This window comes from Streptomyces sp. NBC_01788 (assembly GCF_035917575.1).
Classification (GTDB): domain Bacteria; phylum Actinomycetota; class Actinomycetes; order Streptomycetales; family Streptomycetaceae; genus Streptomyces.
On the sequence record NZ_CP109090.1, the window covers coordinates 7,729,575 to 7,752,741 of the forward strand.

The 23,167-nt window shown below is 70.7% G+C and carries 25 protein-coding genes; 12 read left to right on the plus strand and 13 right to left on the minus strand.

Annotation, left to right across the window (positions count from 1 at the left end):
- Positions 1-31: 31 nt before the first annotated feature.
- From OIE49_RS34380 to OIE49_RS34405, 6 genes are all read left to right on the plus strand, one after another.
- Positions 32-1,093, plus strand: a complete 1,062-nt coding sequence (locus tag OIE49_RS34380) for a PucR family transcriptional regulator (protein ID WP_326805708.1) — start codon at positions 32-34, stop codon at positions 1,091-1,093.
- 583 nt (positions 1,094-1,676) lie between these two features.
- Positions 1,677-2,765: a hydrogenase expression protein HypE gene (locus OIE49_RS34385; RefSeq protein ID WP_100572718.1), complete on the plus strand. Its 1,089-nt coding sequence runs from the start codon at positions 1,677-1,679 to the stop codon at positions 2,763-2,765.
- A gap of 21 nt (positions 2,766-2,786) precedes the next feature.
- Complete coding sequence (locus tag OIE49_RS34390; protein WP_326805709.1) at positions 2,787-4,580, plus strand: nickel-dependent hydrogenase large subunit; 1,794 nt, start codon at positions 2,787-2,789, stop codon at positions 4,578-4,580.
- Between the two features lie 36 nt (positions 4,581-4,616).
- The gene (locus OIE49_RS34395) at positions 4,617-4,823 is read left to right on the plus strand and encodes a hypothetical protein (protein ID WP_100572507.1); all 207 of its coding nucleotides are present in this window, start codon (positions 4,617-4,619) and stop codon (positions 4,821-4,823) included.
- Positions 4,824-4,885: 62 nt separating this feature from the next.
- Positions 4,886-5,029, plus strand: coding sequence for a hypothetical protein (locus tag OIE49_RS34400; protein ID WP_326805710.1), 144 nt, complete (start codon positions 4,886-4,888; stop codon positions 5,027-5,029).
- A gap of 95 nt (positions 5,030-5,124) precedes the next feature.
- Positions 5,125-5,310 (plus strand): DUF5808 domain-containing protein, encoded by a 186-nt coding sequence (locus OIE49_RS34405; RefSeq protein ID WP_326805711.1) that lies wholly within the window; start codon positions 5,125-5,127, stop codon positions 5,308-5,310.
- Positions 5,311-5,355: 45 nt separating this feature from the next.
- On the opposite strand, the gene OIE49_RS34410 is transcribed toward OIE49_RS34405, so the two are convergent.
- Positions 5,356-5,511: a DUF6131 family protein gene (locus OIE49_RS34410; RefSeq protein ID WP_326805712.1), complete on the minus strand. Its 156-nt coding sequence runs from the start codon at positions 5,509-5,511 to the stop codon at positions 5,356-5,358.
- A gap of 71 nt (positions 5,512-5,582) precedes the next feature.
- Positions 5,583-6,203, minus strand: a complete 621-nt coding sequence (locus tag OIE49_RS34415; protein ID WP_326805713.1) for an acetate uptake transporter — start codon at positions 6,201-6,203, stop codon at positions 5,583-5,585.
- A gap of 282 nt (positions 6,204-6,485) precedes the next feature.
- Between OIE49_RS34415 and OIE49_RS34420 the strand changes: the two genes are divergently transcribed.
- The 4 genes from OIE49_RS34420 (at position 6,486) to OIE49_RS34435 (ending at position 10,966) form a co-directional block, all read left to right on the plus strand.
- On the plus strand, positions 6,486-7,148 hold the full coding sequence (locus OIE49_RS34420; RefSeq protein ID WP_326805714.1) for a zinc ribbon domain-containing protein: 663 nt from the start codon (positions 6,486-6,488) through the stop codon (positions 7,146-7,148).
- Positions 7,149-7,345: 197 nt separating this feature from the next.
- Positions 7,346-8,326, plus strand: coding sequence for an ion transporter (locus tag OIE49_RS34425; protein ID WP_326805715.1), 981 nt, complete (start codon positions 7,346-7,348; stop codon positions 8,324-8,326).
- Between the two features lie 170 nt (positions 8,327-8,496).
- Positions 8,497-9,405 carry a serine hydrolase gene (locus tag OIE49_RS34430; RefSeq protein ID WP_326805716.1) on the plus strand — a complete coding sequence of 303 codons (909 nt, stop codon included), beginning with the start codon at positions 8,497-8,499 and terminating at the stop codon, positions 9,403-9,405.
- A 154-nt stretch (positions 9,406-9,559) separates the two neighbouring features.
- The gene (locus OIE49_RS34435; protein WP_326805717.1) at positions 9,560-10,966 is read left to right on the plus strand and encodes an FtsW/RodA/SpoVE family cell cycle protein; all 1,407 of its coding nucleotides are present in this window, start codon (positions 9,560-9,562) and stop codon (positions 10,964-10,966) included.
- Positions 10,967-11,010: 44 nt separating this feature from the next.
- On the opposite strand, the gene OIE49_RS34440 is transcribed toward OIE49_RS34435, so the two are convergent.
- On the minus strand, positions 11,011-11,229 hold the full coding sequence (locus OIE49_RS34440; protein ID WP_326805718.1) for a hypothetical protein: 219 nt from the start codon (positions 11,227-11,229) through the stop codon (positions 11,011-11,013).
- 112 nt (positions 11,230-11,341) lie between these two features.
- Here OIE49_RS34440 and OIE49_RS34445 point away from each other — a divergent pair, with 112 nt between their 5' ends.
- Positions 11,342-11,878, plus strand: coding sequence for a DUF2269 domain-containing protein (locus OIE49_RS34445; protein WP_326805719.1), 537 nt, complete (start codon positions 11,342-11,344; stop codon positions 11,876-11,878).
- A gap of 207 nt (positions 11,879-12,085) precedes the next feature.
- Here the strand turns inward: OIE49_RS34445 and OIE49_RS34450 are convergent, their stop codons facing one another.
- From OIE49_RS34450 to OIE49_RS34460, 3 genes are all read right to left on the minus strand, one after another.
- A complete protein-coding gene (locus OIE49_RS34450) occupies positions 12,086-13,003 on the minus strand; it encodes an SGNH/GDSL hydrolase family protein (protein WP_326805720.1) in 918 nt (305 codons plus the stop codon).
- Between the two features lie 129 nt (positions 13,004-13,132).
- Positions 13,133-15,013: a sensor histidine kinase gene (locus OIE49_RS34455; protein ID WP_326805721.1), complete on the minus strand. Its 1,881-nt coding sequence runs from the start codon at positions 15,011-15,013 to the stop codon at positions 13,133-13,135.
- Entirely contained in the window at positions 15,010-15,684 is a 675-nt protein-coding gene (locus tag OIE49_RS34460; RefSeq protein ID WP_326805722.1) for a response regulator transcription factor, read from the minus strand. The genes OIE49_RS34455 and OIE49_RS34460 overlap by 4 nt, the downstream gene beginning before the upstream one ends.
- Before the next feature lie 178 nt (positions 15,685-15,862).
- Here OIE49_RS34460 and OIE49_RS34465 point away from each other — a divergent pair, with 178 nt between their 5' ends.
- Positions 15,863-16,276: a hypothetical protein gene (locus tag OIE49_RS34465; RefSeq protein WP_326805723.1), complete on the plus strand. Its 414-nt coding sequence runs from the start codon at positions 15,863-15,865 to the stop codon at positions 16,274-16,276.
- 168 nt (positions 16,277-16,444) lie between these two features.
- On the opposite strand, the gene OIE49_RS34470 is transcribed toward OIE49_RS34465, so the two are convergent.
- From OIE49_RS34470 to OIE49_RS34500, 7 genes are all read right to left on the minus strand, one after another.
- Complete coding sequence (locus OIE49_RS34470) at positions 16,445-17,224, minus strand: enoyl-CoA hydratase/isomerase family protein (protein ID WP_401743703.1); 780 nt, start codon at positions 17,222-17,224, stop codon at positions 16,445-16,447.
- A gap of 5 nt (positions 17,225-17,229) precedes the next feature.
- Entirely contained in the window at positions 17,230-18,477 is a 1,248-nt protein-coding gene (locus OIE49_RS34475; protein WP_326805725.1) for a cytochrome P450, read from the minus strand.
- An 89-nt stretch (positions 18,478-18,566) separates the two neighbouring features.
- Entirely contained in the window at positions 18,567-19,931 is a 1,365-nt protein-coding gene (locus OIE49_RS34480) for a cytochrome P450 (protein ID WP_100572492.1), read from the minus strand.
- Positions 19,932-19,942: 11 nt separating this feature from the next.
- Complete coding sequence (locus OIE49_RS34485) at positions 19,943-20,503, minus strand: GTP-binding protein (protein ID WP_100572491.1); 561 nt, start codon at positions 20,501-20,503, stop codon at positions 19,943-19,945.
- A gap of 3 nt (positions 20,504-20,506) precedes the next feature.
- Complete coding sequence (locus OIE49_RS34490; protein WP_326805726.1) at positions 20,507-20,884, minus strand: DUF742 domain-containing protein; 378 nt, start codon at positions 20,882-20,884, stop codon at positions 20,507-20,509.
- Positions 20,881-21,726, minus strand: a complete 846-nt coding sequence (locus OIE49_RS34495) for a roadblock/LC7 domain-containing protein (protein WP_326805727.1) — start codon at positions 21,724-21,726, stop codon at positions 20,881-20,883. The genes OIE49_RS34490 and OIE49_RS34495 overlap by 4 nt, the downstream gene beginning before the upstream one ends.
- On the minus strand, positions 21,723-22,925 hold the full coding sequence (locus OIE49_RS34500) for an ATP-binding protein (RefSeq protein ID WP_326805728.1): 1,203 nt from the start codon (positions 22,923-22,925) through the stop codon (positions 21,723-21,725). Before OIE49_RS34500 ends, OIE49_RS34495 begins: the two co-directional genes overlap by 4 nt.
- Positions 22,926-23,167 lie beyond the last annotated feature (242 nt).

Genomic DNA, 23,167 nt, shown 5'->3' on the forward strand with positions numbered 1-23,167 from the left:
CGTGCGCGGACCAGGGGACAGGGGAGGGCGAGTGACGGGGCCAGAGGTACCCGACGAATATCTGACGGGGTACGTGCAGATCCTGGCCGACGTCTGTGCCACCGGACGCCGTCTGACCCGGGACGAACTGGACCTGCTGCGCGCCCACGGGGAACGGGCGGCGGAGGACGGCCACGGACTGCGTCGTCTCGTCCGCCGGCACCTCGCCGAGGCGAGGGCCTTCGCGCCCGCGCTGGCGTCCGCCGGCGTCGAACAGGTGCTCACCGCGGTGGAGCAGGCCGTCGACGCGTTCGCCGAGGGCCACGACCGCGCGCAGAAGCTCGCCATGCGCAAGGAGGAGGCCGCCCGCCGGGAGTTCATCGACGACCTGCTCTACGGCCGCAGCGACCTCGGGCGCCTGGGCGAACGCGCGGAGCGCTACGGGCTGCTCTTCTCCCGAGCCCATGCGGTGGCCGTGGCCCAGGGCGGGGATCCCGTCGACGACACGCACCCGGCCGCCCGGTACGTCGAGAGCGAGGTGGTCGCCCGGTTCGGTGACCGGCGCATCCTGCTCACCACCAAGGACGGCCGGCTCATCTGCATCGCCCCGGGCGACCACGACGACGTCCTGGCGTTCTTCGCCAAGCAGGCGTACGCCTCCACCGAGGGCGGCCGGGTCGCGATCGGGCGCCCCCACCCGGGCGCCGGGGGAGTGGTCCACTCCTACGAGGAGGCCCTCAACGCGCTGGAACTCGCCGACCGGCTCGATCTCCAGGATCCCGTCCTGCGGGCCGCCGACCTTCTGGTCTACCCCGTGCTGACTCGCGACCGGCAGGCCATGGCCGACCTGGTCCGCGACATGCTCGGCCCGCTGACGGCCGCCCGCGGCGGCGCCCAGCCGCTCCTGGACACGCTGACCGCCTACTTCGAGGCCGGCTGCACGGCCGCGGAAGCGGCCCGCCGCCTCAACCTCAGCGTGCGCGCCTTCACCTACCGCCTGGAGCGCATCCACAAGCTGACCGGAGCCGACCCGTCCGACCCCGTGCACCGCTACACGCTCCAGACCGCCGTGATCGGCGCGCGCCTCCTCGGCTGGCCCACCGCCGAGCTCTGACCGGTCGGCGGAGGAAGGGTGGCCGCGCGAGGCGGCATGGTTTCCCGGCCCTGACCGGGGCGACGGTGCCGCCGTCTTTGGTCAGGGCCGGCGGCACCTCGCGCTCGACCCGTGTGGCCGTGGCGCCTCGCACCTCGCGCTCGACCCGTGTGGCCGTGGCGCCTCGCACCTCGCGCTCGACCCGTGTGGCCGTGGCGCCTCGCACCTCGCGCTCGACCCGTGTGGCGGTCGCGCACTGAACCCGGTCCGTGCGGCGGTGGCGCAGCAGCTCGGTCCGCGCGGCGGTGGCGCACCTCGCTCGGTCCGGTCGACGGCGTTGTCATGACTGGGTCCGGCTCGATGCGTCCCGGCCGCGTCGCGGCGGCGCCGTTCACTCCACTGACCGTCACAACGAGCGGTGTTCCTCGACCGGTGTGAGCCTGGTCAGGGATTCGGTGGGTGCGTCGCGCCGCCGTGGCCCGGAGGACCGCGCGTCCTCCCCGGCCGGTCCGGCCGGTACCGCGACGTCCGTCCCGGCATGCCGCGGTCCTCGGGCCGCCGGCTGCGACCGACTCCGCCACCGACCCCATGGGAGGCCGACGACATGACGACCCAAGGCGGCACCGCTGCAGTCAGCCGGGAGCCCGCGACGCCCGAGGAACGCCCGGGTGTCGACGAGATCACCATCCTCTGGATCTCCGAGGGCATGAGCTGCGACGGCGACACCGTCTCGCTGACCGCGGCCGACCAGCCCTCCATCGAGGACGTGGTGCTGGGGCTGATCCCCGGTCTGCCGAAGGTGAACCTGGTCAACAAGGTGCTCTCGCCGAGCCTGGGCGGCGAGGACTTCCTCGCCCCCTACCGGGCCGCGGCACGCGGTGAGCTGACCCCGTTCATCCTGGTCATCGAGGGCTCGATCCCGAACCAGCGGATCATCGAGGGGGACGGCTACTGGACCTCGTTCGGCAACGACCCCGACACCGGGGAACCGCAGACGCTGAACTGGTGGATCGACCAACTCGCCCCCCGCGCCTGGGCGGTGGTGGCGGCCGGCACCTGCGCCACCTACGGCGGCATCCACGCGATGGCGGGCAACCCGACGGGCTGCATGGGGCTGGCCGACTATCTGGGCTGGGACTTCAAGGCGGAGAGCGGCCTGCCGGTGGTCAACGTGCCCGGCTGCCCGATCCAGCCGGAGAACTTCATGGAGACCCTGATCTGGGTGCTCTACCACGCGGCGGGAACGGCACCGCCGCCGCCGCTGGACCACATGCTGCGCCCGCAGTGGCTGTTCGGCAAGACGGTCCACGAGGGCTGCGACCGGGGCTCGTACTACGAGCAGGCGAGCTTCGCCACGGACTACAACTCGCCCAAGTGCCTGGTGAAGACCGGGTGCTGGGGGCCGGTCGTGAACTGCAACGTGCCCAAGCGGGGCTGGATGGCGGGCATCGGCGGATGCCCGAACGTCGGCGGCATCTGCATCGGCTGCACCATGCCGGGCTTCCCCGACGCGTTCATGCCGTTCATGGACGAGCCCCCCGGAGGAACCCTGTCGTCGATGCTGGTCAAGCCCTACGGGGCGGTCATCCGGCGACTGCGCGGCCTGACGAACGACATGGTGAACCACGAGCCCAAGTGGCGCCACAACAAACGCAAACTGACCAGCGGTTTCGACCCGCGCTGGCGTCCCTGAAGGAACGAGGTCCAGACCGAGATGACGACCACCGAGGCGCGTCGGGCGGGGCGTAAGCCCGCTCAGATCGTGGACATGTCCTGGGATCCGATCACGCGGATCATCGGGAATCTGGGCATCTACACGAAAATCGATTTCGCGAACCGGGAGGTCGTGGAGTGCCACTCCACCTCGTCCCTGTTCCGCGGCTACTCGGTGTTCATGAAGGGCAAGGACCCCCGCGACGCCGGCTTCATCACCTCACGCATCTGCGGCATCTGCGGCGACAACCACACCACCTGCTCCAACTACGCCCAGCAAATGGCCTACGGCGTCAAACCCCCACCGCTCGCCGAACACATCACCAACCTCGGCGAAGCCGCCGAGTACATGTTCGACCACACCATCTTCCAGGACAACCTCGTCTTCGTCGACTTCTGCGAAGCCATGGTCAAAGCCACCAACCCCAGCGTCCTCGCCCGCGCCGAACGCACCGAAGCCCCCCGAGGACACCTCCACGGCTACCGCACCATCGCCGACATCATGCGCGCCTTCAACCCCTTCGAAGGCGAAATCTACAAACAGGCACTGAAGATGTCCCGCATCACCCGGGAAATGTTCTGCCTCATGGAAGGACGCCACGTCCACCCCTCCACCCTCTATCCCGGCGGCGTGGGCACCATGCCCCAACCCACCGTCTTCACCGACTACCTCGCCCGCCTCATGCGCGTCATCGACTTCGTCAAACAAGCCGTCGCCCTCAACGACGACGTCTTCGACTTCTTCTACCAGGCCCTGCCCGGCTACGAAGAAGTCGGCCGCCGCCGCATCCTGCTGGCCTGCTGGGGCGCCTGGCAAAACCCCGACATCGTCGACTACCGCTACGAAACGATGAACCACTGGGGCAAGGCCATGTACGTCACCCCCGGCATCATCGTCGACGGCCAACTCGTCACCAACAACCTCGTCGACATCAACCTCGGCCTGCGCATCCTCCTCGGCTCCTCCTACTACGACGACTGGACCTCCGAAGAACCCTTCGTCACCCACGACCCCCTCGGCAACCCCGTCGACATCCGCCACCCCTGGAACCAGACCACCCTCCCCCACCCCCAAAAACGCGCCTTCGACCACAACTACAGCTGGGTCATGAGCCCCCGCTGGCACCACCCCGAAACCGGCCAGCACCTCGCCCTCGACACCGGCGGCGGCCCCCTCGCCCGCCTCTGGTCCACCGCCCTCAACGGACTCGTCGACACCCCCTACATCAAAGCCACCGGCCACAGCGTCCGCATCACCCTCCCCCACGGCGAAAAACTCCCCGAAACCACCCTCGAATGGACCATCCCCCAATGGTCCAACACCATCGAACGCGACCGAGCCCGCCCCTACTTCATCGCCTACGCCGCCGCCATGGCCCTCCAATTCCTCGAACAAGCCCAAACCCTCGTCCGCGCCGGCGAAACCAAAGTCTTCGAAAACTTCCAAGTCCCCGACGAAGCCATCGGCTGCGGCTTCCACGAAGCCGTCCGCGGCGTCCTCTCCCACCACCTCGTCATCAAAAACCAGAAAATCGCCAACTACCACCCCTACCCACCCACCCCCTGGAACGCCAGCCCCCGCGACCCCTACGGCACCCCCGGCCCCTACGAAGACGCCGTCCAAGGACAACCCATCTTCGAAGAAAACGACCCCGACACCTTCAAAGGCGTCGACATCATGCGCACCGTCCGCAGCTTCGACCCCTGCCTCCCCTGCGGCGTCCACATGTACCTCGGCAACGGCAAAACCCTCACCACCACCCACACCCCCACCTACGGAACCGACCAAGGCTGAACGCGCCAAGGCACCGGGGGAGACGAGGAGCAGACCATGGGCACGATCAGAGTCGGCAGGCGTGACGTGAAGCCCGACACCCCCGGGCACGTCTCCGGACTGCACCAGGGCAACTGGGGCCCGTACGAGCGGCAGACGGGACACCACCGGGACGGCACCTCCGACGCCCGGCGGTCCACGGGCATCCACTGGAAGAAGCACGACACGATCATGAAGGCCATGCCGAACATCTCGCCCGGATGACGGGGCGCGTCGTGGTTCGGGACCGATGTCAGGAGCGGGTGAGTCGGAAGGGAGGAACGGGGATGACAGCGAAACAGTTGCTGGCGGTGGAGGCCGCCCTGGTGGGCGGGCTGGTGGTCGCGGTGCTGATCAAGGAGATGCCGGGGCTGCTGCGCGAGATCAGGATCTGGCGGATGTCCGGCCGCGGCTCGGGCCACGCCCACTGAGCGCCGGGTCGGTAGGCTGGCCGACCGCGGGCGCACACCGCCTTTCCCCTGCGAGGACCACCGTGACGCCCGCGTCGGACGGAGGGAGGCGGGCCGTGGACCCGGACGACGAGCGCCATTGGTGCGGGATCTTCTACTACGACCGCGACGATGCGCGCGTGGTGGTCCCCAAGCGCTACGGATGGGGCCGCACCCTGAACTACGGCCGCCCGATGGCCTGGGTCTGGACCTTCGGCGCCCCCGCGGCCGTCGCCGTTCTGACCCACCTCGGCCGGCACTGAAGGAGCGGCGGCCCGCCGGCCGCCGCCCCCGTCGTCGCTGATCGGTCACCAGTAGTGACGGCGACCCGCGACCGCGTGCCCCAACGACCCGAGGACCCACAGGATCAGGCCGATCACGGCCAGGATGATGCCGATGGTCCACAGGATCGAGATGCCGGTGACGAAGCCGACGACGAGCAGGATGACGCCGAGGACGAGCATGACCGCCTCCTAGAAATGCCTCACCGGGTCGGGTACCCCGAAACGGCGCTGTATTGCACTGCCTTGCGGGCTCAGCGGGGCCAGGTGGGCAGCAGCGTCCGCCGGTGCGTGGAGTTGATCACCCCGGCCGCCGAGGCGTACCAGGCGACCAGCCCCGTCGCGATCCCGAACCAGCCGCCGACCTGGGTGGCGACCTGCGGTGCCGGACCACCCTGGAACTCGCCGATCGCCAGGAGGACGAAGGTGATGGTCAGCAGTACCAGCACCCCGAGGACGGGGAGACTGGTGCGCAGCGCGGCCACCGCCATGTAGGCGGTGAAGATGGCCCACAGGAGCAGGAACAGGCCCAGGCCGTTGTGCGCGTCGAAGGCCGCCACCCGCGGCACCAGCCACCAGTACGTCAACCAGAACGCGCCGAAGGAACCGAACACGGTCGCGCCGAAGGTGTTGCCGCGGCGGAACTCGAACAGCCCCGCGACGAACTGCGCCAGACCGCCGTAGAAGGCGGCGAGCCCGAGCACCGGGAGGATCGCGCCGGGTTCCTTGAGCAGGTTGGTGTTGAGGATGGACAGCAGGATGGTGGTCATCGCGAACCCCGCCAGGCCCAGCGGGGCCGGATCCGCGTAGGCGACCGGCCGCGGATCCGCCGGGCGGGCCTGTTCGCGCACGGAGTCGCTGGTGTCGTCAGCCATGACCGGAATCCCTTCGACCCGAGGTCGGCAGAACCAGCCAGAACCCGACGAGCGCAGGCACAAGACGTCCACGGGGCCGAGCCCGCGGGCAGCGCCGGCGCTGCCCGAGTCTTCAGCTGTATCTGTTCACCACACGCGTACCCCTTTGTCCCAGGATCAGTCGGCGGACGGCAGGTGCCGGGGCGCCCGCACTCCTGGCAGAATTCCGGACACCCGCACGACGAGACGGGCGTCGCGCGGTCGGAACACCGTCACAAGGGTCGGCCCTGGGGGGAACGCACCATGAGTACCGAGATCTACTTCAGCAACAACCACCGCGACCTGTGTCAGGAGCACGGAACCGGCGCCGGTTTCCAGTTCGAGTTCTACTGCTCACGCTGCTCCGACACCTGGCGTTCCCCCTTCGAGCCCTTCCGGGCGGGCCAGATGGCGGGCTGGCTGTCGCGTGGGGTGAACGCGGCCTGGTCGGTCATCGGCGGCGGTGCCGCCCAGGGCGTCTCCAACGCGGCCGACGGGCTGGCCGGCGCGAACTACGGAACCCAGCGGGACGCGGCCTTCACCCGCGCCATCGCCAACGCCCAGGGCCACTTCGACCGTTGCCCCCGCTGCACGGCCTACGTCTGCGCCCGCTGCTGGAACCCGGGCCTCGGGCTCTGCCTCACCTGCTCCCCGGACACCGCGGCGGAGGCCCAGGCGGCCCAGCAGCGGGGCCTGAACGACATGGTGGCCCAGCGCGCCTACGACGCCGGTCAGCAGCGCGGCCAGGACTACGACGCCACCACGCCACGTCAGTTGGTCTGCCCGCTGTGCCGCACCGAGACCAGGGGCGCGGCCTTCTGCCCCTCGTGCGGACACCGCCTCGCCCAGACCGACAACTGCTCCTCCTGCCACCAGGACCTGCCCGACGGCGCGGCCTTCTGCCCCTCGTGCGGCACCCGCAGGTGATCACCGGACCGCGGCCCCGGGACTGAGCGCACACGGCGATCGCGTACCGCACGCACGACATGCGGTACGCGGTCCGCGAACGTGCCGCGATCCACGGTGCCGCGGAGTGCCGACCTGGAGGATGATCATCCTTCAACGAGCCCGCCCTTCCAGCCCGGTCGGCCGGGCCACCGCATGCGAAGGAGCAAGGGCAGCAGATGCCGGAGCAGCACGTTCACAACCCCGACATCGCCTTACGGTCCTTGCGCGGAGAACTGGCCCGCCGCTGCCGGACCGTCACCGAGGCCCGCTGGTTCGCCCTCGGAGTCTTCGCGGTGATCCTCGTCAACGCAGGGCTGCTGGGCGTGGAGACGTACTCCGGTCTGGCGACGCAGTGGCACCACTGGTTACGGCAGGCCGAACACATCTGCCTGGCCGCCTTCACGGTGGAGATCCTCGTCCGGATGCTGGCCTACGCCGACCGCCCGCGGGAGTTCTGGAAGGACCCGTGGAACTCCTTCGACCTGGTCGTCGTCCTGTGCGCCTTCGTGCCCGTCGTACGGGAGAACGCCACGGTGCTGCGGCTGCTGCGGCTGGCGCGCGTGCTGCGCACGGCCCGCTTCCTGCCGCAGGTGCGGATCGTGCTGGTCGCGGTGGTCCGCAGCCTGCCCGGCACCCTGAGCTTCCTCCTGGTCGGCGCCCTGCTGCTGTATGTGTACGCCATGGTCGGCTGGGTCTTCTTCGGCCGCCACGACCCCGAGCACTACGGCTCCATAGGCCGCGCCGTGCTGACCCTGTTCCTGCTGATGACCCTGGACGGCATCGGCGACGCGGTGCACAGCGGCCTGGAGGTGTCGCGCTGGAGCCTGATCTACTACGCCTCCTACGTCCTGCTGGCCTCCTTCGTCCTGGTCAACGTCCTCATCGGCGTGGTGATCACGTCCCTGGAGGAGGCCCGCGAGCTGGAGAGGGACCAGCCCGCCGACACGGCGGACGCCGGTGGCTCCCCTGACGTCCAGCAGCATCTCGCCGCCCGGATCGCGGCGGCCCGCAGAGCCCTCGACGACCTCGAACGCGACCTCGGGCAGACGGCGCCGCCACGTCCCAGGCAGGCGGCCATGGTGGTCCCGGCGGTCGTGGCGCGCGCGGCGCCCGGCTCCGCGAGGGCCCGGCAGCGGGCGTCCCGACGGCGCAGGTGAGGCGGCCGCGGGGCCGTCGGTGACCGGGCCGGGGAGCGGGTGGGTCTTCTCACAATTCGGGCCGAAACGGGTTCGCAGTGACGGCGGCCACTTCACCAGACGCACATTTTGTCTACCTTCACCAAGCAGTTTCCCCCGTTTGCCGACCCATTGCGGAGGCCTGTCCGATCATGTCCCATCCGCGTTCCCTGCCGCATGCGAAGACCTCGGCGGCCTCGTCCGGGCGCCGGGTCAGCCGCGCCGGTGCCTGCGCCGGCGCCCTCCTGGCCTCGGTGACGACCCTCTTCTCCCTCGGCGCGCTGCACGCGGCACCCGCGGTCGCCGCGCCCGCCCCGGCGCAGCAGGCCCACGCCGCGGCGGCCGTCCCGGCGGCGCCGCACCCGCAGAGCAAGGCGCGGGTGACGGCGGCGGTGCTCGACCTCGACGGTGCGAGCAGGAAGCCGCTGCTGTACGGCCAGGACGCCCCGTACGACACCGCCAGCATCATCAAGGTCGACATTCTCGCGGCGCTGCTGCTTCAGGCCCAGGACGCGGGCCGGCATCTCACCGCCCAGGAGCGCGGCCTGGCCGAGCCGATGATCCGCAAGAGCGACAACACGGCGGCGAACGCCCTGTGGCGCGAGATCGGCCGGGCGCCGGGTCTGCAGGCCGCCAACAAGCGCCTGGGGCTGGCCTCGACCAAGGGTGGTCCGGGCGGCAGGTGGGGGCTGACGCGGACGACGGCGAGCGACCAGATCCGCCTTCTGCTGTCCGTGTTCGACAGCGCCGGGGCGTCGGGGACCGGCTCCCCGCTGAACAAGGAGTCCCGGACCTACATCCGGTCGCTGATGAACCGGGTCGCGAGCGAGCAGGCCTGGGGTGTCTCGGCGGCCTCCGGCGCCGAGTTCGCCTTGAAGAACGGCTGGCTCCAGCGGACCACCTCCGGTCTCTGGGACGTCAACAGCGTCGGCCGGATCACGGTGGGCGGACACCACTACCTCGTCGCCGTACTGTCCGACGGCAGCGCGTCGATGAGTGACGGCGTCGCCCTGGTGGAGCGGGCGGCCCGGCAGGCCGTGTCCGCGGCCGCCCGGGCCTGACGGGCACCGGCGCCGGAAACCCGCGGGTCCCGGCGCCGCACCCCGGCCACCCCACCCTCGGTGGTTAGTTGCGTCATTGCGCAACTGTATAGTCGTGCCGGGTGTCACCGGGCCGGAGACGGGAGTCCGGAGCAACGCGACAGGGGGAGCAGCCATGGGCAGTCGAGCCGGATCAGCGAGTCGGGGCGGCGATCAGGTCAGCCGCAACCAGGAGCTGGCGCTGCTGCTGGGCGCCGTGCTCATCTGCGGATTCGGCCAAGCGGGCAGCTCACTCGCCATGACGGGCAGCCTGCCGCCCGGTCTGGCGTTCCACGTCGCCGTTCTGGCCCTGCCCCCGCTGCTGTGCCACCTGGCGGTACGGCGGTTCGCCCCGCACGCCGACCCGCTGATCCTGCCCCTGGCCACCCTGCTCACCGGCCTGGGCATCGTCCTGATCCACCGCCTCGACGTCGCCTACCAGGCCCGGTACAACTCGCCCACGGCGGTCGGCGGGCAGATCATGTGGGTCGGCCTCGCGGTACTCGGATTCATCGCGGTCGTGATCGGGCTCAAGGACCATCGCCGGCTCCAGCGCTATCCCTACGTGGCCGTCACCGTGGGCCTGGTGCTGCTGATGGCCCCGGCCTTCTATCCCGGCGACGTCTACGGCGCCAAGCGGTGGATCTTCCTCGGGCCGCTGTCCTTCCAGCCCGGCGAGTTCGTGAAGATCGTGATCGTGCTCTTCTTCGCCGGGTACCTGACGCTGCGCAGGGACGCCCTGGCCCTGGCCGGAAGGCGCTTCATGGGCATGTACCTGCCGCGGGGGCGGCAGCTCGGCCCGATCGCGGCCGTGTGGGTCATCAGCCTGCTCGTCCTGGTCCTCGAACGGGACCTCGGCACCTCGCTCATCTTCTTCGGCGTCTTCGTGATCATGCTGTACGTCGCGACCGAGCGGACCAGCTGGGTCGTGTTCGGCGTCGCCATGTTCGCCGTCGGAGCCTTCGTCGTGGGCTCCTTCGAACCGCACGTCCACGGCCGGGTGGTCGCCTGGCTGCACCCCATGGACATCTACCTCCCCCCGGACCAGCGGCCGGCCGGGCTGATCTCCGACCAGGCGGCCCAGGCACTGTTCGGGTTCGGCTCCGGCGGGATGCTCGGTTCCGGCATCGGCCAGGGCCACCCCGAGCTCATCGGCTTCGCCGGGCGCAGCGACTTCATCCTCACCACCGTCGGCGAGGAACTCGGCCTGGCCGGAGTGATGGCCGTGATCCTGCTGTACGCCCTGCTCGTCGAGCGCGGCCTGCGTACCGCGATCACCGTGACCGACCCCTTCGGCAAGCTGCTGGCCGCCGGTCTGGCGACCACGCTGATGCTCCAGGTGTTCGTCGTCGTCGGTGGTGTCACCGGGCTCATCCCGCTCACCGGAAAGGCCCTGCCGTTCCTGGCCCAGGGCGGCTCGGCGATGGTCGCCAACTGGCTGCTCGTCGCCCTCCTCCTCAAGGTCAGCGACACCGCCCGCCGCCCCGCGCCGGTCCCGGCGGCGGACATGGACGCCGCCGAGACCCAGCTGGTCCGCCGCTGACCCGGTCCCCGGGGCGACCGTGGGTACCGGGTCCTGTCCCTCGTTCAGTGTTCGAGGAGCTTCCTGGCCACGCGAGCCGCCGCCTCGCTCTCGGCCGCCGGCGGCGACAGTTCGCTCAGGGTGTCGAGGTCGGTGTCCTGCTGGAGCTCCGTCTCCCAGGCGGCGGCGAGGCTCTCCTGATCCTCGCGTGACAGCCCCTGGACATGCTCCCGGTGCTGCGGATCGAGGGCGGTCAGGAATCGCTCGACGGTTTCGATGGGCATGTCGCTCTCCTTGATCAAGGCGTCCCGGCCAGGCGTGTACGCCGAGGCCGGTACACCGGGTTACTCCCTGCGTCGGACGCCGTCCGCGCCACCGTCCGGCACCGTGTGACGGGTGAGAACAAGCCGCCCCGCACGCCGTGCCTTCCTCGTGGTCCATGTGGTCGCCTCCGCCAGTTGGCTCGGCCTCTCCCTCGGACTGCTCGCCCTCGCGATCGCCGCGGTCACCACAGGGTCCGCGGTGACCGTGGAGACCTCCGTCCGCGCCATGAAACTCCTCGCCGACTGGCTCCTGCTCCCCGTCGCGTTCGCCACCCTGTTCAGCGGTCTCGTGCTGTCCCTGGGTACCCCGTGGGGGCTGGCCCGGCACCGGTGGGTCTACACGAAGTTCTGGCTCACCCTGGCCACGACCGCCGCCACGGTTCTCGCGCTGCGCCCCGGGCTGACCTCGATGGTCCGGGACGTCGCCGCGGGCGAGCCGCCGGCCGGCTCCCACGGAATCCTGATGGGCCCCGCCGTCTCCCTGACCGCGTACGTCTTCATGACGGTGATCTCCGTACTCAAGCCCTGGGGCCTGACCCGCCGCGGCCGGCGGCACCGCGCCTCCCAGCGTGCGGCCCAGACCGCCGGCCGCCGGAGCGCACCGGTCTGAGCCGGTCGCGGAACGGTGGCGGCAACGGCGTCCGGGCCGGCGTGGTCGTCGTCGTGCTGTTCCTGGCCACGGGGCCCGACACGAGGGACTGGTTCGACAGCCCGCGCCTGTGACGAGCCGCGCGGACCCGCCGGCCGTGCCGGGACCGTACCGGCGGCGTGCGGCGGGCGCCCGTCCCGTGCCCGCCGCACGCCCGCCGGCCAGGACTCAGCCCCGCCCGTTCCGCTTGTCCAGGACCTTCAGCACCGCACGCGCCATGGCCTCCTCGCCCTTGGCGTTGGGGTGGGCCGGGGCCGCGGGCGAGGCCGGCTGCAACGGCTCGATCCAGCGGTCCGCCGGGGCCTTGCACATGTCGTGGCCGACCGTGGGCCCGTAGGTGTCGACGTACTCCGCGCGGTTCCACGCGGCCACCAGGCGGAGCATCGTGTTCAGCCGTTTCTCGGTGTCCCGCAGATAGGGGAAGTCCCGCGCGGCGAACGGCACCGAGGGGAAGCAGCCGCTGCCGTCGTCGGGCAGCAGGTCCGGGTAGCCGACGACGAGCACCCGGGCGTGCGGCGCCCTGGCGTGCACGGCCCGCAGCACGCGGTCCACCTTCGGTGCCGTCCGCGCGATGTCGAACGTCAGCCGGTCGATGCCGGACGAGGCGTAGTGGCGCCGGCAGGGGTCCGACTCCGGCTGCTGGGAGCCGAGTTGGGCGCAGGTGGCGATGATGGCGCCGAACCCGACGTCGTTGCCGCCGATCTGGACCGTCACCAGGTCGGTGTCCTTGCGCAGCGCGTCGAGTTGGGCGCCGTTGGATCCCTGCGGCTTCCACATCTCCTCGGTCGTCGCCCCGCCGCAGCTCACGTCCGTGAACGAGGCGGCCTTCCGGTCCGCCGCGACGAGCGACGGGTAGTTGCTGTCCGAGCGCGCGCAGCGGGCGTCGACCTGCCGCGGGATTCCGGGACCGGAGGTGTAGGAGTCCCCGAGCGACACGTAGTGCGGGGCACGGCCGGTCCCCGCGCCGGTACCGGCTCCGTGGGCCGAGGCGGGCGCCGTGGAAGCGGCGGCGAGGGCGCACGCCCCGAGCGCCGCCCCCATCGCGGCCGGCCACCGGCGCCCTCTCGCGCCTTTCTGTCGGGTCATCAGTTCCTCCCCCTGTGCCGGGACTTCGTGCGCGGTCGGCGGCAGCAGGCCGCCGTCGCACGTTCGACTGGGCTTGTATACCGTTCGGTAAGTCCCCGGGGCCAGAGGTGTGAAGCGGTGACAGCGAGCTCACTCCGGGATGGACAGGGGCAGTTCGGCGATGATCGTGGCGCCCTCGGGATCGGTGCGGACGGTCAGGGTGCCGCCGATCTGTTCGACGCGCTCGTGCATGGACTGGATGCCGACGCCGGGTGTCCACGGCTCGGCGCAGCGGCCGGAGTCCGCGACGGTCACCCGCAGACGGCCGCTGCCGAGCAGCTCCAGGGTGAGCGTGGCGGTGGTCACGGCGGCGTGCCGGGCGATGTTGGTGACGGCCTCCACCGCCACCCTGTAGGCGGCGACCTCCACGGCCGCGGGAAGCTGCGGCAACTGCTCCGGGGCGTCGACCGTCACCGTGAGAGGGCTTCCGTCGGCGACCCGCAGCGGTGCGGTGCGCTGGCGGATGGCCTCGACGAGGCCGAGTTCGTCGAGGGCGCGGGGGCGCAGCCCGTAGACGATCCGCCGGATCTCGGTGATCGTGTCGCCCACGTCGGCGCGCAGCGCGCGAAGGGTCTCGACCGCGTGCTCGGGGTCGGTGGCGATGAGGTTGACGACCGCGTCCGCCGTGTAGGCGATGCCGGTCAGGGTCGGGCCGAGACCGTCGTGCAGGTCGCGGCGCATACGCCGCCGCTCCTCCTCCAGCGAGGTCACCGTGCGGCCCCTGGACAGGCGCAGTTGCTCGCTGAGCCGGGCCGCGTGCAGGGCCTGCGCCAGCGGGGCCGCGACCAGGTCGAGCACCGCGGCGGCCGCTCGGGGCAGCCGCAGATGTCCCGGCGGCAGACCGACCACGAGATCGCCCACCTTCTCACCGTCCGCGCGCAGGGCGGTGACCTGGACGTGATCCGCGTCGACGGCGCCCGCGGTGGCGACCACGGTGTCCTCCTGGCGCAGCTCGATGCCGGGCACGCCGAGCGTCGTGCGCAGGGTGTGCAGCCACAGCGGGGGAGGGGCGCCGGCGGTCAGGTCCGTGCCGAGACGGGTCAGCGTCTCCACCGCGTCGGCCGACCGGCCGAACAGCATCTCGTCCATCACCGCCTCGACATGACGCCGGACCGGCTGGTACCCGGCGGCGATGGCGGCCGCCAGCAGCGGAGGCACACCCTTGTCCGGCCGGGCGCCCACCGCCATCTCCCAGACGGCGGCGATGCCCTCGTACACCGCGGCGCTCAGCGCGAGCATGACGATGAGGACGGCGGCGCCGCGCATCACCACCCGGACGTCCACCGCGCGGGGCGCGACCAGCGCCACCGTGATGGCGCCCGGCAGCAGCAGGGACACCGCGCCGACCGTCAGCACGCCGGCCGGGAAGCCGAGCGTGAGGGAGTTGTCCACCGCGAACAGCAGCATCCCGGCCAGCGTCGTCCCGGCGGCGCCCAGCACCAGCCACAGCACGCGGCGCCGGTCGTCGCCGGAGGTGAGCTCGAACAGCACCCAGGTGCCGGCGCACATCGCCGTCCCGGACGCCACCCCGGCCGCGATCAGCGCCGGTTCGCCGCCCGTCCGCGACGCGGCCGCGCAGCCCGCGCCGCAGAGGGCGATCGACGCCTCCGCCCAGCGCAGCGTCCGCGACACCGGCCGCGCCTCGACGACGCGGAGGGCGGCCAGCGGCACGGTGACCGTCGAGGCCAGCACCACCGGCACCACGGCGAGGTCCGGGACACCGGCCGCGGCCGCGAGCGGCGCGCTCAGCAGCGCCGCCGCGGACAGTCCGAGCAGCCGGGAGGCGGCCGAGGCGCCGCGCCGGGCGGTGACCAGGGTGTACGACGCCGTCAGTCCGAGGCCGACCACCAGGGCCCACAGGACCCATTGCTCGGACGGGGACGGCGGCGCCCACCACAGGGCGGCGAGCGCCGTGCCGGCGACCGGAGCGAGGGCCGCCCCGCGCAGGGCGGCCGGCGGGCGCGCGGTCATGAGGCGGGGCCGGACGTGTCGTCACCCAGTCCCCGCTCGCGGGCGAGCAGGATGGCCTCGGTCCGGCCGCTCACCCCCAGCTTGGCGAAGACGGCGGACAGATGGTTCGCGACGGTCTTGACGGCCAGTTCCAGCTCGGCCGCGACCCGTGCGTTGCCGTGGCCGCGTGCCACCCGGTCGAGGATCTCCCGTTCGCGTACGGTCAGTTCGGGGAATGGGTCGGCAGGCCGGGGCGGCGGCCCCACCTGGCCGAGCAGGCGGGCCGCCACGCCCGGCGCGATGACGAACTGTCCGGCCGCCACCGACCGGATGGTGGTCAGGATCTCCTCCTGCTGGGCGCCCTTGAGGAGATAGCCGCGGGCCCCGGCGCGCAGCGCCGACAGCACCGTCTCGTCGTCCTCGTACATGGTGACGACGAGCACCGCGACGTCGGGCAGCAGCGCGGTCAGCCGCCGGGTGGCCTCCACCCCGTCCATGGCCGGCATCCGGATGTCCATCACGACCACGTCCGGACGGCTCAACTGCGCCTCGCGCAGTGCCTCTTCGCCGGTCGCCGCCTCCGCCACCACCTCCACCCCCGCCAGCGAGGTCAGCAGGGCGCTCATCCCGCGCCGTACTACGGGATGGTCGTCGGCGATGAGCACCCGGATGGGACGGGCCGCGGAGGTCATGTCCCGATGATGGCCGAGACCGGTTCCCGTCGGGGAGGCTCTTCTCCCAGGACGTACGGGAAAACCTCCCTGCCGCCGGGGACGAACCACCGATGCGTGCCGGAACTCGGCTGCCGCATGCTCGCCGCACCGGGTCGCCGCACCGGCGGCCCCCCGACTCCCCGAGACAGGAGCCCAGATGAGCCCGAACAGCCCTTCCGGAACCGTTCCCGGCCTCACCCGCAAGAACAAGGTGGGCCTCGTCCTCGCGGGCCTGCTGGGCCTGCTCGACATGACCAACTTCGTCACGCTCCCGGAGCCCGACGCGGACACCCAGGGTCCGCCGATGGCCGTCGGCATCGCCGACGGCGTGCTCGGCGTGATCACGGTGCTCGCGGTCGTCTACACCTGGCGCACGCTGAACCGGACGGGTTCCCGCGTCGTGGCGGGCTCCCGGATCGTGTCGGTGGTCTCGGCCCTGCCGGCGTTCTTCGTCAGCGGCGTCCCGGCCGCGGTGGTCGCCCTGGTCGCCGTGTTCACGATCCTCAGCGTCGTCGTCATCGCCCTCGTCCTGACCCGCCCGGCCCCAGAGGCCGAGGCCGGCACCGCCTGACCGGCTCCGGGGCACGTCGTGCCGCTCGCACGCCGGGGACGCATCCGCCACCGCAGGGGAGCGGCGGATGCGTCCCCGTGCGGTACCGGCCGGGCCGCTCATGGACGCCACGAACGCCGTACGCGCCCGACACCAGGGGGGAGTCGGGCGCGTACGGGCGGAAACGGTTCAGCGCCGGGCCGCCGCCCGGCCCTGGCTGAGCTGTGCGGTGAGGAGATGCGCGTCGAGCAGCGCGACGTCGGCGGTGCGGTCCGCCCGCGCGTAGCCGGCGAGCATGCGCTTGGTGAGGGTCAGGGCCTCCGGCGCGCGCCGCACGAGGGGCCTGACCCAGGCGTCGACGACCGCGTCCAGCTCCTCCACCGGCGCGACCTTGTGCAGCAGACCGAGCCGATGGGCGGTGCCGGCGTCGAACGGCTCACAGGTGAGCATGAGTTCGCGGATCCTGGCGGACCCGCCCTCGGCGACCAGGCGGCCCATGGCACCTCCCCAGGCGGGCGGCAGCCCGAGGGCGATCTCCGGCATGCGGAACCGGCAGGTGTCCGCACCGGCGCGCAGGTCGCAGAAGGAGGCCAGCGCCAGTCCGGCGCCCACGACCTTGCCGTGGAGCCTGGCGATGGTCACCGCGTGCGAGTTCTCCAGGGCGTCGCACACCCGGTAGGCCTTGTCCACGATGCGCCGCATGGCGCCGCCGGTCGGGTCCTCCGTCAGGGCCGCCTGGAACTCGTCGCGATCGGCGCCGAGACAGAAGTCGTCGCCCACCGCCGACAGCAGCAGGACCCGGATGTCGGGCCGGTCATGAAGGCTGTTGAGCAGCGAGACGAGGTCGTCGAGAGCGGCGACCGTCAGCGAGCTGTCCTGCGCCGACGGGTTGAGCGCGACCCGGAGGACCGGCCCGTCCTGCTCGACCCGTATCGCCTTGTAGGGGAAGTTGTCGAAGGTATTTGTCATTTCGATCATATGAGAGCGACATCCAGGTTCAGCGGGCGCCGGAACGCCACGCGCGGCGCCCACGTCGGTTGGCGCACGAGCGTGAGCCGCGGGAAGCGCCTGACCACGTGGTGCAGGAGGGTCTGGGCCTCCATCCGGGCCAGGGGCGCGCCGAGGCAGTAGTGAATGCCGCCGCTGAAGGCCAGGTGCGCCGGTTTGCGGTGCATGTTGAACAGTTCGGCGTCCTTGTGCTTGGCGGGGTCGCGGTTGGCGGCCCCCACCATGAGGTGGACCATCTCGTCCTTGCGCACCTCGACACCGCCCAGCTCGGTGTCCCTGGAGGAGACACGGCTGATCACATGCGTGGGCGGGTCATAGCGCAACGACTCCTCCACGGCGGCCGGCACGAGGTCGGGGTGGATGGTCAGCCGGTCCCACTGCCTGGGGTGCTCGAGGACCAGCAGGGTCATGGTCGACAACAGGGTGGACGTCGTCTCCAGGGCTGCCAGCAGCACGAAGAGCGCCAGGAAGTAGACGGCCTCGTCCGCCCTGTCCTGGTCGCTCTCCATGGCGTCCCAGAGCTTGATCCAGCGCGATACGGGGTCGTCGCCCGGGTGGGCGCGCCGCTCGCGCACCAGGTCGAGGAAGTAGGCACGCAGTTCGGCCGTGGCCGCGTCGGACAGCGCCAGCTGACTGGCCGAGGGCAGCAACTCCTGCGTGAAGACCTGGTCGTGGGTCAGCTCGCGCAGCCGGGGGAAGTCGGCGCTCGGCAGGCCCAGCCAGTGCCCGATCGTGGCGACCGGCAGCTCCTCGCTGACCAGGGCGTTGAAATCGGCCTCACCGTCGCGCAGCCGGACGGCGAGGGAGTCCATGAGCTGGCCCGTGATGCGGCCGACCGTGCCGCGTATCTCCTCCATGGAGGTGCGGTCGAACATGCCGGCCGACCGGCGCACCCAGGTGTGTTCGGGGGGATTGAGGGCGGGCAGCGTCCTGCTCATCTCACGGGAGGAGGGGGCAGTCCAACGGGTGCCGTCGCCCTGCTGTTCTCGCCAGCGGGCGTCCGGTTCCAACCAGTCCCGGCTGCGCAGGACCTGATCGCACAGGTCGAAGCGCGTGACGAGATGACCTCCCCATGGCGCTGCGACGACTCCGCCCCTCGACCGAAGTTCCGCGTAGATCGGAAAGGGGTTGGCCTGGCCCTTCGCTGTCCGAAGACGAGAGAAGAGAGAGACCGCAAAACGTCTGTCGGGGGGCGGAGTTACCGCTGTCTCCACGACGGCTCCTTTCTAGGCATCAGCCGCCATGCATACCCCAGCGGTGGCTTGAACATACGAAATGACTATGCGCGCCGGGGTTGCCTTCGTCACTCCCCTCGGGTCCATGCCAGGAAGCGGCTGAACATGCCCGCCTTGGGCTTGGCCGCGGACGTCGCCGCAGGCCGCGGCGCTGCGGCGGTGGCCATCGGCGTCGCCGGAGCGGCCGTCTGCGGCGTCTGCGCCTGTGCGGGCGTCGGCGCCACGACCCGGGGCGTGAACCGGACAGGAAGGGCGACCAGCGAACGGCTCCACGGGGCCGGAACCCAGCTCAAGTCCTTGAACGGTACACGAACTTCGACGTCCGGCAGCCGGTTGAGGAGGGACTCGACGGCCGTGACCGCGATCATGAACGCCGGGTCCTTGGCCGGGCAGGCGTGCGGGCCCGCCCCGAAGGCCAGATGCGCCTTCGCGCTGAGCTGCTCACGGTGTTCGGCCAGCCGGGGATCGGTGTTGGCCGCCGCGAACGAGATGAGGACCGGGTCGTTCGCCCTGAGCGTTCTGCCGCCCAGCTCCACGTCGTGCGTCGGGTAGTGGGCCGCGTAGTTGGCGATCGGCGCGTAGTTCCACAGGACCCGGGTGACGGCGTCCTCGATCGGCAGCCCGGCCTGCCACTCCTCGTCGAGGATCAGCGCGCTGCTCGTGCCGATGGCCGCCGCCAGAGGAGCGGTGCCACCGGACAGCAGGGTCACCAGCTGGTGCAGCACCTCCTCGTCGGTCAGCCCCGCGCCGTGCTCCATCAGACGCGTGGTCAGGTCCTGTCCGGGCCGGCGCCGCTTGAGGGCGATCAGCTCGGAGAGCGCCTCGCCCAGCACCTGGTCGGCGTTGGGGGTGCCGTCGAAGATGCCGCTGATGCCGACGATGACACGGTCGCCGATCTCCGGCGGGCAGCCGAACAGGTCGCTGAAGACCAGCAGCGGCAGCGGCTGGGCGTAGTCGGCCATCAACTCGGCCTGTCCGAGGCGGTCGGTGCTGAACCGGCTGATCAGGTAGTCGGCCGACTGCTGGGTCTGCCGCACCAGTTGAAGCTCGTTGACGCTGGCCAGGGAGTCCGTGACCGCCTGGCGCAGCCGGGCGTGCGCCGCGCCGTCACTGAACAGCGCGTTGGGCCGGTACCCCATCATCGGCAGCGCCGGGCTGTCCTCGGGGACACGCCCCTGGTTCAGCGCGTTCCAGCGCCGCGAGTCCCGGACGAACGAGGCGGGGTTCTGCAGGATGTACAGCGCGGCGTCGTAGCTGGTGACCAGCTCGACCTGGACGTCCGGGGCGACGTCGACCGGCGCGCTCGGACCGAGGGAGCGCAGGTACTCGTAGTGGCTGTCGGGATCGGAGCCGAACTGAGGCCCGTAGAACGGGACGTTGGCGTGGGCGGGGCAGCCGGGCGGCGGCCCCTGTATGCCGGGACGCTGCTGCATGGGCGGTGCTCCTAAGAGATGAGGGACAGAAGGTGGTGCACGAGGGTGATGAGGGCCTGCGCCGCCGAGTTCTGGTCCCGTACGTCACAGGCGACGACGGGGGTCTCCGCGGACAGGTTCAGGGCCTCGCGCACCTCCGTGAGCGGGTAGTCGGTGGTGCCTTCGAAGTGGTTGACACCGATGGCGTAGGTCAGGCCGAAGCGTTCGACCAGGTCGAGGACCGGGAAGGACTCGGAGAGCCGCTCGGGGTCGACCAGGACCAGGGCGCCGAGGGCACCCCGGGACAGCTCTTCCCACATCTCCTTGAAGCGTTCCTGACCGGGCGTTCCGAAGAGGTAGAGCACCACCTCGTCGCTGATGGTCAGTCGGCCGAAGTCCATGGCGACCGTCGTGGTCGTCTTGTCCGGAGTTCCCGACAGGTCGTCAAATCCCACACTCGCTTCGGTGATCTCCTCTTCGGTCCGCAAAGGCTCGATCTCGGAGATACTTCCGATGCACGTGGTCTTCCCGACTCCGAAGTGGCCCACCACAAGGATCTTGACCGCGGTGGAGACGGCTGAATCCAGGTACACGTATCACGCTCCGAATCGGGCTTTGAGGCCATCGAGTACCGCGCTGAGGATTTCCCGATCGACACGTTCGGCACGGGGGACGGGCTTCCTCGTGATGATGAGGCCGCCGTCCTCCAACTCCGCCAGAAGAATCCGGACGATCCCCAGCGGCAGGTGAGTATGGGCGGCCACTTCCGCGACGGACAGAAAACCGTCCGTGACCATCTCCAGAACCTGGCCCGCCTCCGGGGAAAGCATGCGGCCGACGGCGGAGACGCCGTCCTCCGCGGACACCAGGGTGGTGCGCTCGTAGGCGTGGTCCGGGGGCAGGGAACGCCCGTTCGTGACCACGAACAGAGGCACTAAGGCCGAGGTCAGCTCGAGATCGGGCTCATCGCTCACTTGCTGCTCACCGCCCCTTGTGGTGACAGATGCTCGCTCAGCCGGGGCACCACCTGGTGCAGCCGGGTCGTGAACTCCTCGATGTCGGCCTCGTGGTCGGCCGCCGCGGCCAGGAAGGCGCCCTGACCGGCCGAGATCAGGAAGATCCAGCCGTGCTGGAACTCGATCACCGTCTGCCGCCACTTGGCGTGCTCGTGCACCCCGGCGAACTGCGAGGTGGCGCGGCTGTAGGCGTGGATGCCGGTCATGGCCGCCGAGATCGTGTCCGCCAGGTCCTGGCTCATGCCCGTGGTGGCACCGCGGGGCAGGCCGTCGGCGCCCAGCAGCACCGCGTGACGGGCGCCCCGCACCTGGTTGACCGCCTCGTCCAGGTCGGCGATCAGAACGCCGGTTCCCCGCCTGTCGCCCATCTGGCTCCCGGCACGGCCGGAACGCTCCGCCGCGGCCTCCGCGTTGACCCGGGGAGGCGAGGTGAGGTTGTTGCCGAGCCTGGCGACGAGCCGGTGCATGCGGAAGGAGATCTGCTGCATGTCGACGTCGGGCGCCGCGGCCGCGGCGAGGTAGGCACCCTGCCCCGCCCCGATCAGGAAGATCCAGCCGTGGGAGAACTCGATGATCGTCTGGTTCCACTGCCTGTCCTCGCCCGGACCGGCGAAGTGGGAGGTCGCCCGGCTCAGTGCCTGCATCCCCGCCATGGCGGCGGATATGGTGCGCACGTCCTTCTCCGACATCCCGTCGGTAGCGCCGCGGGGAAGACCGTCTGCGGACAGCAGAACAGCGTGCCGCGCCTTCGGCACGTTGCTCACGATGTCCTCGAGCATCCACGACAGGTCGTTGGTCATGCGTTATCGGACCCTTCGATCGGAGCCGCGGAGAGGTTCCGGCCCGAGAGTGTGCCGCGCTGGAAAGCTCCCAGGCTTCGGCCGGAGCGGCCGGCTTCGTCCGCCGGCGCGACGGGCCGCGCCGAGTCGTCGTCGGCGGGAACACGGTCGGGAGCGGCGTCGGGAACACTGGCTATGGGCACCTGGCGCGCTCCGCGCTTGGGCAGACCGTGCGCGGTGCGCGTCCCGGCCTCGGACCGGCCCGTCGCACTGCGGATCGGGCTGACCTGGGAGACCTCGGCGGGCGCGATCTCCTCCTCGGTCCACAACTCCTCGGGCAGCAGGACGACCGCGCGGACGCCGCCGTAGCGGGAGATGCCGGTGACGTCCACCCGGAACCCGTACTGCTGGGCGAGCAGGCCGATGACGGGGAAACCGAACTTCGGCTGGTTGCCCAGGTGGGACAGCCGGGGGCGGAACTCGCCGGACAGCAGGGTGGACGCCTTCTGCCGGTCCTCGTCGTTCATGCCGACACCGGCGTCGTCGATGACGATGCACAGGTTCTTCTGCACCCGCTGGAAGGTCACCTCGATCGGCGAACCCTGCTGGGAGAAGCTGGCCGCGTTGTCGAGGAGTTCCGCGACGGCGAGAGCGACCGGCGAGACCGCGGACGCCTTCAACGCGAAACCGCTCTGCTGCATGATTTCGACACGGCGGAAGTTGCGAATTTGTCCCTGCGCGCTGCGCACCACGTCATAAACGCTCGCCGGCTTACTGCGGCGACCCAGCGGCGCACCGCACATCACCGCAATGCCCTGAGCCTTCCGCGCCATTTGCGCGTTGGCGTGGTTCACCTCCAGCAGATCACCGAGCACGGCGTGACCGCCGTACTTCCGCGTAATGTCCTCAAGAAGTGTCAACTGCTCGGCCGCAAGGCTCTGGAGAAAACGTGCGGAGCCCTTGAGAACGGCCTTGGTGCTTTCCTCGGCTCCTTCTTCGGCCTCGCGGATGGTCTGGTCGTGCTCGGCCTTGTGACGCTGCAATTCCTGCCACACCGTGGCAAGTTGCCCCTCGGCCTCGCTCAGTTTCTGCGTGTAGGCGGCCTCGGCCTGGCTCTTTTTCGTCGTGATGGCATTATTTCGACGATAGAGCACCAGGACCGCGGCGACGGCGAGCACCACCGCGGCAACCAGGCACCAAACAAGTGCGTCTCGATTCATGGAAACCTTTCCTGGCGTTTAGCCTGCAGCCGTGGGTGGGTGGCGCCTCGTGGAAGTCCGCGGCACAACCGCTCGGAACGACCCTACGGCTGTTGCGTTGAGAACAGGCCGACCTCAATGCAGTGCCCGAGCCGAGTGGACCAAGGTCACGGACGCGGGGATGCTATCACTCAGTTAGGGCACCCTCTGCAGGTCCGGGAGAGCAAGTGCCCGGAGCCGTTGGCCACTTGGCCGCGCCCTGA